Here is a 12,319-nt window from a genome sequence, read left to right as displayed (position 1 = left end):
ACTCCTCACAGAAAATTTTCAGCTTTCTTGATCATCGGGATTGATAAAGACATTGACCGGGAAATCCCCCAGGGCAGCGCTGATCAACAGCTCCTTGTTTGGTGTGACTGCGCCTGTATGAAAAAGTCCCTTCCAGTTTTGTGTTGTGGTGGCGAACGGTAATTTCACCCGCGTATCGCCCCAAACCTGCGCATTGATATGGGGTTGTTCACCGTTTTCCAGCAGGCGATGGGGCCAGCGTGGCACCACCACCAGCAGGTGTTTGCCTTGATACGTGCGGCAAAATGCGACGACGTGATCGGCGTGCTTGCCTACCACTTCCAGCGGCGTGTAGCTGCCGCGTTGGAAGCGTTCGGCGTTGGCCTTGCGCACGGCCAGCACTTGGGCAATCAGCGCCTGTTTGATACGCCCGTCGCGCCAATGGGACAACAGCTCGCCGACGTCCGGCGGTGTGTTCAACGCCTGTTGCCGTGCGTTGAAGTCCACCGGGCGGCGGTTGTCCGGGTCTACCAGGCTGAAGTCCCAGAACTCATCGCCCTGGTACAAATCCGGTACACCCGGCACGGTGATACGAAGCAAGGATTGCGCCAGGCCGTTCAGTGCGCCCGCCGGGGCGATGGCCTGGGCGGCGCTGCCGATGGCCTTGCGTAACGGGGTGCCGGCATCGCTGAGCAACAGGCGTGACAGGAAGGCATCGACCGCCTGTTCATAGGCTTCGTTGGGCGCGCTCCAACTGCTTTGCAACTTGGCTTCGCGCAGGGCTTTTTGCTGCCATTGCCACAGGCGTTGCTGGTAACCCTGCATGTCCGGGTTGCTATCCAGCGGCCAACTGCCGAGCAGCACTTGGTAAAGGATCAGTTCATCGCCCGCCGACGGGCTGTGTGCATCGTCGCGCAACGGTGCGGCGAGGCGGCGCCAATGCTCGACTTGTTCGACGTACCAAGGTGCGCATTCACTCAGTACTGCCAGGCGCGCTCGCGTGTCTTCGCCGCGCTTGTGGTCGTGAGTGGCGGTGGCCAGCAGGTTGTCGGGGAAGGTCTGCAGGCGCTGTTGATTGGCCGCATGAAAGTCCGCCAGCGGTGCACTGAACTGTTCGGTGCTGAAGCCCACATCGTTACGCGACAGCAGCACCGCCGAGCGGTAGAAGGCGGTGTCTTCCACGGCCTTGGCCGCCGCCGGCGACGTGAGCTGCTGGAAGCGCACGCAGGCATGCTTGAGCATCTTGCGTTCACGCCCGACCGGGCGGTTGCGCCACGGCTGGCCGCCCAGCCATTTTTCCAGGTGGTCGAGCACCGGCCAGTCGCCTTCGCCCAAGGTGCTGCGAGCACCGGCCAAGGCTTGCAGGAAAAACACATCATCATGGGCGCTGCGCCCACGGGCACTGATGTAGGTGCGGTACACCGGGAAGTGCACGATCAGCTCCTGCAAGGCACGGCGGATTGCGCCCAGGGTCAGGTCGCGGGTCATCACGTCGTCGCGAGCCACTTGCAGCAGGGCCTGGGCCACACTCTCGAAGTCACCGGCCAGGGAACCGTTGAGAATCTGCTGGCGGGCCAGCCAGGCTTCTTCGATAAAGGCAGCAGGCCGTTCGCTGTAGCGCGTCCACAGCTCCGCCAACGGCGCAAAGCCTGTTGGGTCGTGCTGCAACAGCGACAGCTGGTTCATGAATTCATAGCCGGTGGTGCCGTCTACCTGCCAGTCTTCGCGCAGGGTTTCGCCTTCACCGAGGATTTTTTCTACGAAGATCGGCAAATGCCGGTTGGGCGAAAGGGAATCCACGCGCCTGCGCAACTTGCGGCAATACCCGCGTGGGTCAGCCAACCCGTCGATATGGTCGATGCGCAAGCCGTCTACCAGCCCTTGGCTGATCAGCTCGAAAATCTTGCCGTGGGTGGCTTCGAACACGGCGCTGCGTTCTACGCGCAGGCCGCCGAGTTCGTTGACGTCGAAGAAGCGCCGCCAGTTGATATCGTCCGCTGCGGTGCGCCAACTGGCCAGCCGATAAACCTGTTGTTCCAGCAAGGCGTGCAAGTGATTGAAGCCGTCCGGCTGGCGCCCATCAAATTCGGCCAGCTGGCGTTCGATGGCGTGCAGCACCGAGGCTTCGGTGGCCCGTTCGGCCAGCACGTGTTTGAGCCAGCCGGCTTCGGTGTAGGCGTCATCCTGGCAGGCAAGGGCGCTGAAACGCTCGGCCAGGGGCTTCAACAATTCATCGCCGCCCAGAATCATGGCGTAGTCACGCGGGCAAATCGGGAAGCGGTGCTCGTAATGCTCGACGTAAAAACCGCCCTGCACGGCATCGAACTTGAGCGCCAGGTTGCCGCTTTGCAGCGCTTCACCGTAGTCGCTGCCCAGAAACGGCATCAGCAATTGGCCCTTGAGCAGCGGGTCCGGCGAGTGCCACTGGATATCGAAAAACTCACTGTAGGGACTCAGGCGGCCCCATTCCAAGAGGTCCAGCCACCACGGGTTGTCTGCACCGCCGACGGCCATATGGTTGGAGACGATATCGAGGATCAGCCCCATCCCATGCTCACGCAGTGCCGCAACCAGCCTGTGCAAGGCCGGCTCGCCGCCAAGTTCGGGGTTGACGCGGGTCGGGTCAACCACATCGTAGCCGTGCATGGAACCGGCGCGGGCGGCCAGCAGCGGCGAGGCATACAGGTGGCTGATGCCCAGTTGGGCGAAGTAGGGCACCAGGGGCACGGCATCATCCAGGGTGAAGCCTTTGTGAAATTGCAGGCGCTGGGTCGCGCGCAGGGGTAATGCGTTCATCGGTCACGCTCATGGGCCTGGTTGCGCGCCACGGCCAGCAGCTCCAGGCGGCGGGCGGCGCTGTCGTTGTCGAGCAGGCTGGCGGCTTCACCCGGCAGGCGGCGGCGCCAATTGGGGTGGGTGTCGGTGGTGCCGGGCAGGTTGGCTTGTTCCTCGATGCCCAGCGCGTCTTCCAGCGGCAACAGCACCAACGGCGCGCGGGTGTGGCCCAGGTAGCGCACGCTGGCGTCGAGCATATGGTCGGTGTCATTGCGGATTTCATCGACGAAGTTCTGCGGGTCCTGGCTCAAGGCCTGGCGCAGCGCCTGGCGTTCGCGCAGGCGGTGTTCGCTCCATTGCTCCACGGTCGGCGCATCGATCAGGCCCAGCTGGATATTCCATTCGATATCGCGGCTGTGCCACCAGCCGTTGAGGGTTGGCAAGTCGTGGGTGCTGGTGGTAGCCAGGGCGTTGTCCGGCCAGTCGAGGATCGGCTTGAAGTGGCCGTCGTGGTTTTGTTCAAAGAGTAAGACGCGCATGCCCAGGATCGAGCGGCCGCTGAGTTTTTCGCGCAGGCCATCGGGCACGGTGCCCAGGTCTTCACCGAGCACGATGGCCTGGTGGCGGTGGGATTCCAGCGCCAGCAGGCGCAGCAGGTCATCCACCGGGTAGTACAAATACGCGCCTTCGCGCGGCGTAGCGTCCATGGGGATGACCCACAGGCGTTGCAGGCCCATCACATGGTCAATGCGCAGGCCGCCGGCGTGGGCGAAGTTGGCCCGCAGCATTTCGATAAAGGCGCGAAAGCCGTTGCGCTTGAGACCTTCAGGGGAAAACGCCGAGATGCCCCAGCCTTGACCCGCGCGGTTGAGAATGTCCGGTGGCGCGCCGACGGTAAGGTTGGCGAGTAGCTCGTCCTGCCGGCTCCACGCCTGGCTGCCGCCGCCATCGGCACCGACCGCCAGGTCTGCGATCAGGCCGATGCCCATGCCGCTGCCACGCGCGGCTTGTTGCGCGCGCTCCAGGCTGCGTGCGATCAGCCATTGGCAGAAGGCAAAATAGCCGATCTCATTCGTATGGTCGGCGGCAAATTGCGTCAGCGCCGGGCTCTGAGGCGAGCGCCATGCTTCGGGCCAGTGGCGCCAGTCGAGGTCTTCACCGGCGGCGGCACGCAAGGCTTGCACGGCTTCAAAGCGACAGTGGTTCTCCAGGGCTTCGCCGCCGGCCTGGCGAAAGCTCAGGAAGTCGGCGTGTTGCGGGTGCTGGCCGTGGCGGAAATCTTCATACAAGGCACGCAACAGGCGCTGCTTGGCGCGGGCGGCGGTGGGCCAGTCGATCAAGGTGAGCTGTTCCAGGGCGTGCAGCTCATCCGTAAGGTCCAGTGCCTCGATGGCGTTGCGCACTTCGCGCTCGCCAAGGATGCAGGCGGGCGAGGCATACAGGCTGTTGAGGAACAGGCGGCTGGAAGGTGAGTAGGGGCTGTAGCGCTCGGTGTCGGCGCTGAACATCGCATGCATCGGGCTGATGGCCAAGGCATCGGCGCCGCGTTCGGCGGCGCTGCGGGCCAGGTGCTCCAATGCCAGGGTGTCACCGAAGCCGCCGTCACCCAGGCGGCGCAGTGCATACAGCTGCGCACTCAGGCCCCAGGCGCGGGCCGGTTGGCTGTCGACCGCTTCAGCGACGCTGTAGCAATGGGTAGGGGCCACGGCCAGGGTGAAGGTTTGGTCGTCGATATGCACCTGGTGATAACCCAGCGCGATTACGCCGGGCAGTTCGGCATTGCCGTCCAGGCGCAATTCCAGGGTTTCGCCCTGTTCCAGGCTGACGCGGCACGGTGTGTCCGGGGCGAAGTAATGCGCGAGGTCCAGACCCACGCCGGTGTCCACGGTCATCAGCGGTGGCAGGTGCTTGTCTTGTTGCACCCGTTCCATTTCGAGCAGGCTGGCATTGATCTCGGCGTCAGTATCGGCCGGGTGGCCCAGGCCTTTGAGGACGGCACGCAAGGCGGCGGGTTCGACATGTTGCGGGCGGCCGTTTGCGTCGATCCAATCGACGGCCAGGCCCGCGCGGCTGGCGAGAATTTCCAGGTTCGCTTCGCTCAAGGGTGATCTCCAACAGGGGATAAGGCGACGCGTGCGCTGAACGGCGCCAGTTGCGCGCCTTCATGGGCAGACGTCTCGAATAGCAGGTGCGGCGGCGCCGGGTGATCCAGCGGCGTGGCACCCAGGTTCAGGTCAATCTGCAACAGGCTGCCGTTGCCCAGGCGCCAGCGCGCGGTGACGGCGCCGTCGGCCAGTACCTGCGCGCCCAGGGCCACGCTGCCGGGCAAGTGCGGCACGATGTGCCGATGGCGCAGGCTCAGCAGCTGACGGTAAAGCTGCGCGTGTTCGTTCTCAGTGAAGAGGGGCGCCGACTGCAGGAAAGTCGGCAGCGCATTCGGGTCGGGGATCTGTTCGCGCCGCTCAGGGTCTTTAAACGCGGCGAAATCGGCAAATTCGTTGCGTCGGCCTTCGCGCACGGCTTCGGCCAGCTCACCGTGATGATCGGTGAAAAACAGGAACGGCTGCTCGGCGTTGACTTCATCGCCCATAAACATCAGCGGAATCATCGGCGACATCAGCAGTAAGGTGGTGGCCGCCTTCAACGCCTGGGGCGAGCACAGTTGGTGCAGGCGCTCGCCCAAGGCGCGGTTGCCGACCTGGTCGTGGTTTTGCAAAAACGCCACGAAGGCGCTGGGTGGCAGATCACCACTGGGTTCGCCGCGCGCATGGCCGTGACGGGTGGTGTGGCCTTGGTAGATAAAACCTTCGCCCAGGCAGCGCGCGAGCTTCTCGGTGGGGTCTTGTGCGAAGTCGCTGTAATACGCATCCGTTTCGCCCGTGAGCAGTACGTGCAGTACGTTATGGAAGTCGTCATTCCACTGCGCATCAAAGTCGTGCTTGAGCAGGCGGGCCTGGTTGAGTTCGTTTTCCAGCACCAGCCACACGTGCCGGCCGGTGTCCACCTGCTGACGTACCCGTTGCGCAAGTTCCTTGAGGAAACCGGGGTTGTCGATGGCGTGGACCGCGTCCAGGCGCAGGCCGTCGAAGCGGTACTCGAGCAACCACATCAGTGCGTTGTCGAGGAAAAAGTCGCGCACCTCACGGCGATCAAAATCAATTCCGGCGCCCCACGGCGTGTGCACGTCTTCTTCAAAGAAGCCTTGGGCGTACTGGCCCAGGTAATTGCCATCGGGGCCGAAGTGGTTGTAGACCACATCCAGGATCACCGCCAAACCGTGTTCGTGGGCACTGTCGATCAGGGCCTTGAGTTGTTCGGGGGAGCCATAGGAGGCTTGCGGGGCGTAGGGCAGAACCCCGTCGTAGCCCCAATTGCGCTCGCCGGGAAATTGCGCCAGCGGCATTAGTTCAATGGCGGTCACGCCCAGTTCGGCCAGGCGTGGCAGGTGCTTTTGCACGCCGGCATAGCCACCCAGTACGCCCACATGCAGTTCGTAGATCACCGCCTCATGCCAAGGGCGCCCTTGCCACTGGCTGTGTCGCCATTCGTAGGCGAGGGGGTCGACGACCACGCTCCAGCCGTGCACGTCGAGTGCCTGGGCCCGGGATGCCGGGTCCGGCACGTCCTGTTCGCCATCAATGTTGTAGCGGTAACAAGTGCCCGCCGGGCACTCGGTTTCTACCTCGAACCAGCCATCTGCCTGGGGCAGCATGGCGATGGACTTGCCGTCTTGCAATTCAACGCTGACATAAAACGCGTCTGGCGCCCACAAGGCAAAACGCGTGTGTTGCGCGTCCAGCATGATTGCGCCGTGGGGCCAGGTTTCCAGAGTCCGTGACGGCATCTATGAAGACCTCCCTTTTTTGAAACAACAACCAAAAAATTACTTCGTGGGTTTCCCCAGGGCCTTGGCCACCAGTTGCTCGTAAAGCTCGGCGTAGGGTTCCACCGCCTGGCACCAGTTGAACGGTTGGGTCATGGAGCGGCTGCGCATGGCGTTAAGCAGGCCTTTATTGGCAAACACCCTGAACGCGCGGCTCAGTGCTTCTTTATAGCTCTCGACAGTGGACTCATTGAACAGGAAGCCGGTGACGCCATTTTCGATGGTGTCCGCCAAGCCGCCGGTATTGCGCGCCACCGGCAGCGAGCCGAAACGCTGGGCGTACATCTGGCTCAAGCCACACGGCTCATAGCGCGAGGGCATCAGCAGGAAATCGCTGCCGGCGAACATGCGCCGTGCATCGGTTTCGTTGAAGCCGATGCGCACCCCGACCTGGCCAGGAAAGCGCAGGGCCAGTTCGCGCATGGCGTGTTCTTCTTCCGGCTCGCCACGGCCGATGATGGCGATCTGGCCACCGTTCTCGACAATAAAGCTGCTGACCGCTTCGGTCAGGTCCAGGCCTTTTTGGTACACCAGGCGCGATACCACCGCGAACAGCGGGCCGCTGGACTCGTGCAGGCCGAACAGCTCGCGCACATGGGCGGCATTTACGGCTTTGCCCTCCCAGTCGCCAATATTGAAGTTATGGGTCAGATGCGTGTCGGTGGAGGTTTCCCAGCTTTCGTCGATGCCATTGGGAATCCCGCTGAGCAGGCCTTGCTGGGTCTTGCTGGCGAGGAAGCCGTCGAGGCCACAGCCGAATTCCGGGGTGGTGATTTCCTGGGCGTAGGTCGCACTCACGGTGGTGATATGGCTGGAATACGCCATGCCCGCCTTGAGGAACGACATCTTGCCGTAGAACTCCATGCCTTCCTGTTGCAGGGCATGGGGTGGAATGCCCAATTCCGGGGTCGACGCCAGGCTGACCACCCCCTGGTAGGCGAGGTTATGAATGGTGAACAGCGTGGGGGTGCGCGACCCACGCCAGTGCATATAAGCCGGCGCCAGGCCAGCCGGCCAGTCATGGGCGTGCACCAGGTCCGGGCACCAGTGGATCTGCGCCAGGTTGGCGGCCATGTCGGCGGCGGCCAGGCCCAGGCGAGCGAAGCGGATATGGTTGTCCGGCCAGTCGCGGCCATTGTTGGCGCCGTAGGGCGTGCCTTCACGCTCGTAGAGCTCGGGGCAGATCAGCACATAGATAACCAGGCCATCCTTGAGGTCCATGCGCCCGATCTTGCACGGCGGCAGCGCTGCGTGCCCGCCCAGCTCGCCAATGATATGGATCGGGTTGTCACTTTCCATTACCTGCGGGTAGCCCGGGATCAACACGCGCACATCATGCAGGTGCGCCATGGCGCGGGGCAGGGCAGCGGAGACGTCGCCCAGGCCGCCGGTTTTCACCAGGTCGGCGAATTCGGACGTCACAAACAGGACTTTCTTACGATTAGGGTTCTGACTCACGATCGGCCGCACAGTGTTGGGCAGGTCGGCCAACGAAGTCGGTCCCCCTGCCGGCTGACTAAAACGCTCTCCCTGAGTATCGACTGCAGCACTGATCATAGTTCTCTCCTACATGTTTGGTCGGCTGATGGCCCGCTGCCATCGGCTCCGATTGGCCACATCCTGCGGCCAGGCGCACAAGCACAGTACAAGCTGGCAAGGCGTATGCCAGTTGCACCCATTGCGAAAAAAGAGTGGATGGACGGGCGTTCGGCTGAAGCGCCTGCGCTCGTCTCCCTTAAAAACTTGACCTGCGGCAGAGTTGTAAAGTTTCGATTTTTTGCGGGGTTTTTGTTTTGAAACGGACCCATCGGTCATCAGTCTAGGACAGATCCCAGAGACTGTACGGTTTCTAGGGGTTTTTTGTAGGACAAAAAACTTGTAACGATATGCACCGTTCGGAACTTGCGGTGATTCTGGGAGAACGGCGGGTAATTGAAGTGAAAAGAGCTGGTGTGGCGAGCAGGCTTGTTGTGGCGAGCAGGCTTGCCCTGCGTTGGAGCGCGCAGCGCTCCCAAATCGCTCAATCGGTGCATCAGATAGACCGGGTGTGCTCATTATGGGGCTGCTGCGCAGCCCAACGCAGGGCAAGCCTGCTCGCCACAACAAGCTTGCATGCCACAACAAGCCTGCATGGCAAGACAAGCTTGCTTGCGATGCCGCTTATAGGCTGCGAATCGGCGTGCCGCTGGCCCAGGCCTGAATGTCCTCGATCATCTGCTGATAAAACTGCCGATAATTCTGTTCACTCACATACCCGACGTGGGGCGTGGCCAACACATTCGGCAAGCGCCGGAAGGGATGATCAACCGGTAGTGGCTCTTCGCTATACACATCCAATGCGGCCCCCGCCAGTCGCCCGGCCGATAACGCCTCGATCAGCGCCTGCTCATCCACAATCGGCCCACGTGAGGTATTGACCAGGCGCGCACTCGGTTTCATCCAACCCAGCGCCTGCGTATCCACCAGGCCGCGACTGCGCTCACTGAGTACCAGATGCACGCTCAGAATATCCGCCTGTTCGAACAACTCACGCTTGCTGACCCAGCTCACACCCGCCTCTGCGGCCCGCTCCGGCGTAAGGTTCTCGCTCCAGGCAATCACGCGCATGCCAAATGCCTGGCCAAACTGCGCAACCTTCTGGCCGATGCTGCCCAGTCCGAGAACCCCCAGGGTTTTGCCATACAGATCGCCACCCAGCCCGACCTGCCAGCCGCCGGCGCGCAGTGAGTTGGCTTCGGCCAGCAGGTTGCGGGTCGAGGCCATGATCAGCGCCCAGGTTAACTCCGGCGCCGCCTGCTTGTAGCTGTCGGTGCCGCACACCTGGATGCCCAGGGCTTTAGCCGCGGCAATGTCGATGGCCGCGTTGCGCATGCCGCCGGTCACCAGCAGTTTCAGCTTGGGCAGGCCTTGCAACAGGGCCTGATCGAAGGTCGAGCGCTCGCGCATCAGGCAAATCACGTCGAACCCCTGCAAACGTTCAACCATCGTGGCGGTATCGGCGGGGTAATCGTGCAGAAAATGCACCTGGCCCACCGCCGCCAATGCCGACCAATCCACCACACCACTGGCCACATTCTGCCAATCATCAATGACTGCGATCTGTACCGACATTCAGGAGTGCCTCGAAAAAGGTTGGATTAAAGGGTGTTTAACCCCTGTAACAGTGCCTTATGAAACTGCGCCGGTTCTTCCATCTGCGGTGCGTGGCCCAGGCCCGGGAATTCCACCAGGGTCGCATGGGGGATCAGCTTGGCCACCTGCTTGCCCAGCACGTCGTAGTGACCGAGCCTGGCCTTGACCGCCGGCGGCGCGATATCGCTGCCAATGGCGGTGGTGTCGGACGTGCCGATCAACAGCAGCGTGGGCATCTGCAAATCCTTGAACTCGTAGTACACCGGTTGGGTGAAGATCATGTCGTAAATCAGCGCCGAGTTCCATGCGACCTGGGTATGGCCCGGGCCATTATTGAGGCCGGCAAGCATGTCGACCCAACGTTCGTATTCCGGTTTCCAGCGCCCGACGTAGTAAGTGTTGAGTTCATACTGGCGAATGCCGTCGGCGCTGAGTTTCAACTCGCGCTCATACCACTGGTCGACGCTGCGATACGGTACGCCCAAGGCTTTCCAGTCTTCCAGGCCGATGGGATTGACCAGTGCCAACTGCTCGGTTTGTTGCGGATACAACAGTGCATAACGGGTGGCGAGCATGCCGCCGGTGGAATGGCCGATGAGGGTGGCCTTCTGAATGCCGAGTTTCTCCAGCAGTTGGTGGGTATTGATCGCCAGTTGCTGGAAGCTGTACTGGTAGTGGTCCGGTTTGCTGGAGGTGCAAAACCCGATCTGGTCCGGCGCGATCACACGGTAACCCGCTTCGCTCAAGGCCTTGATCGAATCTTCCCAAGTGGCGCCGCAAAAGTTCTTGCCGTGCATCAACACCACGCTGCGGCCATTGGCACGGCCCTTGGCGGGCACGTCCATATAACCCATGTGCAGGGTTTTGCCTTGGGACTGGAAACTGAAATGTTCGACCGGGTGAGGGTATTGAAAGCCTTGCAGCTCGGGGCCATAGGTAGTGGCAAGGGGAGCAGCGGCGAGGGCGGGAGCGGCGCTCGCCGTGAGCAGGCCGGTGATGCAAAAGGCGCGGATTAGCGACATGAACAGGGCTCCGGAAGGAATGCCCGGATGCTGTTGCGAGGGGATTAAGTGGGGATTAACACCCAGTGCAGGGTCAGCGCCGCCAGCACGCCATAACGCAGGCTCTTGGCCAGCGTGACCAACAGCAAAAACCGCCACAGCGGTTCGCGCATTACCCCAGCGACCAAGGTCAGCGGGTCACCGATGATCGGCACCCAACTGAGCAATAACGTCCAGTGCCCCCAGCGTTCGTAATGGCGACTGGCCTTGTCGAGTTGCTTTGCGCTGACCGGAAACCAGCGGCGATCCTTGAAGTGTTCAACCCAGCGGCCCAGCCACCAATTGACCACCGACCCCAGGACATTGCCCACCGTCGCAATACCCAGCAGCAGCCACAGGCTGTAGTGGCCGCTGAGCAATAAGCCAACCAGCACGGCTTCCGATTGCAGTGGTAACAAGGTTGCTGCGCCAAAGGCGGCAAAAAACAGCCCCAGGTAACCGGCGAGCATTAATCAGTGGGCCGGGTAGTCAGCCACCACCACATCCTGACCGTCGCGCGTCAGGCCGATGACCTGGTAGGCCTCGCGGCGGTCACCCATTTCCATACCGGGCGAGCCCATGGGCATGCCGGGCGCGGCAATGCCTAGCAGATCATCGCGTTCGCGCAGTGCCAGCACCTGCTCGGCGGGCACATGGCCTTCGACGAACTTGCCGTCGATCACGGCGGTATGGCACGAGCCCAGGCGCGGCGCTACGCCCAGGCGCTGCTTGACGGCGCTCATATCGGCTTCGACATGGTCATTAACCTTGAAACCGTTGGTTTCAAGGTGACTGATCCATTTTTTGCAGCAACCGCAGTTGGCATCGCGGTGCACGTCGATTGGGATCAGGTCGGCCGCCTGGGCCAGTGTGGTGGTGAACAGGGCGCAAAGTAGGGCCAGTCGCAGGGGGTTTTTCATGTGGGGCTCGTGGGCAAGAGGACGGCGTCGGGATTTTGCGGCGATCATGACGACGTCATCGCAGGCAAGCCAGCTCCCACAGGGTGAGCGGGGTGGCAGTAATGTTTCTAAATTATACGAAAGCCGCGTTTTCAAGGCGGTGCTTGAGTTGGTCCAGCGCAATGGTCGACAGGTCGATCATGCGCGCGTGCAAGGTGGCCAATTGCAATTCGGTTTCGTAGGTGAGCACCCGTTTGAACAGCGTGCCGCCACGGTGGGGTTGCAGGAAGTAGTGAATCGAACCGTCTACCGCGAGGGAGGTGAACACGGTCTTGAATTCACTGGGGCGGCGGGCGATTTGTACGCGATAGCTCATGGGGACGCGCACGCCCAGCAGGTCGATGATTTCGGTAAAGCGCGTGCCGGCCGGCAGTGAGCCGGTGGTGCCGGTGTCGGCACTCAGGGAGGTGGGGTGCCACTCGTGCCAGCGATCCGGCTGGGTCACATAGTCGTAGATGACCTCGATTGGCGCCTGGATAAAGCGTTCCTGACTGATCCGCTCCAAGCGGGCCGAATGCTCAGCTGCATGCATGACACACCTCCTGTGTGGC

The 12,319-nt window shown here is 62.1% G+C and carries 9 protein-coding genes; all 9 read right to left on the bottom strand.

The window, feature by feature from the left end; genetic code table 11:
- Positions 1–18: 18 nt before the first annotated feature.
- Positions 19–2,775, bottom strand: a complete 2,757-nt coding sequence (locus HBO23_RS08275) for a malto-oligosyltrehalose synthase (protein WP_170037607.1) — start codon at positions 2,773–2,775, stop codon at positions 19–21.
- Positions 2,772–4,856 carry a 4-alpha-glucanotransferase gene (malQ, locus tag HBO23_RS08270; protein ID WP_099549667.1) on the bottom strand — a complete coding sequence of 695 codons (2,085 nt, stop codon included), beginning with the start codon at positions 4,854–4,856 and terminating at the stop codon, positions 2,772–2,774. The genes HBO23_RS08275 and malQ overlap by 4 nt, the downstream gene beginning before the upstream one ends.
- Positions 4,853–6,598, bottom strand: coding sequence for a malto-oligosyltrehalose trehalohydrolase (gene treZ / locus HBO23_RS08265; protein WP_170037604.1), 1,746 nt, complete (start codon positions 6,596–6,598; stop codon positions 4,853–4,855). The genes malQ and treZ overlap by 4 nt, the downstream gene beginning before the upstream one ends.
- 39 nt (positions 6,599–6,637) lie before the next feature.
- Positions 6,638–8,194 carry a glycogen synthase GlgA gene (glgA, locus tag HBO23_RS08260; RefSeq protein ID WP_169986213.1) on the bottom strand — a complete coding sequence of 519 codons (1,557 nt, stop codon included), beginning with the start codon at positions 8,192–8,194 and terminating at the stop codon, positions 6,638–6,640.
- 603 nt (positions 8,195–8,797) lie between these two features.
- Entirely contained in the window at positions 8,798–9,748 is a 951-nt protein-coding gene (locus HBO23_RS08255; protein ID WP_170037601.1) for a D-2-hydroxyacid dehydrogenase family protein, read from the bottom strand.
- Between the two features lie 26 nt (positions 9,749–9,774).
- On the bottom strand, positions 9,775–10,791 hold the full coding sequence (locus HBO23_RS08250) for an alpha/beta hydrolase (RefSeq protein ID WP_170037598.1): 1,017 nt from the start codon (positions 10,789–10,791) through the stop codon (positions 9,775–9,777).
- 44 nt (positions 10,792–10,835) lie between these two features.
- Positions 10,836–11,279, bottom strand: coding sequence for a YqaA family protein (locus HBO23_RS08245; protein WP_017138910.1), 444 nt, complete (start codon positions 11,277–11,279; stop codon positions 10,836–10,838).
- Between the two features lie 3 nt (positions 11,280–11,282).
- On the bottom strand, positions 11,283–11,729 hold the full coding sequence (locus HBO23_RS08240; protein ID WP_169986211.1) for a DUF411 domain-containing protein: 447 nt from the start codon (positions 11,727–11,729) through the stop codon (positions 11,283–11,285).
- Positions 11,730–11,841: 112 nt separating this feature from the next.
- Complete coding sequence (locus tag HBO23_RS08235) at positions 11,842–12,300, bottom strand: SRPBCC family protein (protein ID WP_017138908.1); 459 nt, start codon at positions 12,298–12,300, stop codon at positions 11,842–11,844.
- Positions 12,301–12,319: the final 19 nt, after the last annotated feature.

The organism is Pseudomonas sp. WS 5532 (assembly GCF_012985445.1).
Lineage (GTDB): Bacteria > Pseudomonadota > Gammaproteobacteria > Pseudomonadales > Pseudomonadaceae > Aquipseudomonas > Aquipseudomonas edaphica.
This window is presented reverse-complemented; position numbering and strand designations above follow the sequence as displayed.